Origin of the sequence: Streptomyces sp. CT34, assembly GCF_000805335.1 — a bacterium.
GTDB lineage: Bacteria > Actinomycetota > Actinomycetes > Streptomycetales > Streptomycetaceae > Streptomyces.
The window spans coordinates 2,562,000-2,562,946 of sequence record NZ_KN708638.1 but is presented as its reverse complement, the minus strand read 5'-3'; the positions used below and the strand labels follow the sequence as shown (position 1 = coordinate 2,562,946).

The window sequence follows — 947 nt, the reverse complement described above, 5'->3', positions numbered from 1 at the left end:
GCTCGGGGGTGGTGGTGTGGGGGCGTCGGGACCGGGGTGGTGTGTAGCGGGGGTGGGGCCGGGGGCGCGTACGGGGGGTGGGGCGGGGGAGTTGTCGGCGCCGCCGTACAGCTCGGCGGTGGTGGCGAGTACGCGGAGGCAGGCCGGGCCGTCCAGTGCGGTGTGGTTGATGGTGAGGAGCAGCACGGTGGCGGCCGAGGTGCCCGGTTGTGCGGCGTGCTCGACGACCTCCAGGCGTACGGGAGGCGAGAGGTGCGGGGGCGGGCAGTGGGTGAGGGCACGTGCCCGGGCGCGTTCGAGGGCGTCGGGTGCCGGAGGGGGGAAGCTGACCGGGTCGACGTCGGGGGCGGCGGTGAGCTGCCAGGTGTAGCGGTGGTGCCACCAGCGGGTCGGGGCCTGGCGCATGAGGATACGGGGATGCCGGGCGAGTGCCTGGTGGAACGCGGTACGCAGCCGGCCGTGATCGACCGGGCCGGGCAGGTGTATCTCGATGTGTACGGTCTCCGGCTCGCCGTCCGCCAGGCAGTGCCGGGAGATCTCGTCGACCACGGGGAAGGGGACGTGGGCGATGGTGGGTTGGGGGGTGGGTTGAGAAGTGGTGGGGAGTTGGGGGGTGTCGGAGGGTGCGCCGGGGCGGCTGCTGGACGGGTCACCGGGGTGGTCGGTGTGTAGGGCGCTGGACGGGGCGCCGCCAGGATTGGCGGGCGGTGGGTCGCCGTGCCCGGCACCGTGCACGGCGCCGGGCGGGTCGTGTGGGGCGGGTTGCAGTGCGGTCATCGGGCGGTGTCCTCCCCGCTGTTGGCCGGTCGTACGGGACCTGGTTTCGGGCCGGGAGACGGGGCGGTTCCAGCCCCTCGGGTGGGGCGCCAGTACGGGGTGGCCCAGGAGGGGCCGGCGCCGGGAGTCCGCCCGCGGGCGGTGATCAGACGCCCGGCCCGGGAGGGAGG

The 947-nt window shown here is 75.3% G+C and carries 1 pseudogene; it reads right to left on the bottom strand.

Annotated elements, in window-relative coordinates:
• Positions 1-777: pseudogene (locus RZ84_RS39655) on the bottom strand (condensation protein); the annotation flags it as partial.
• Positions 778-947 lie beyond the last annotated feature (170 nt).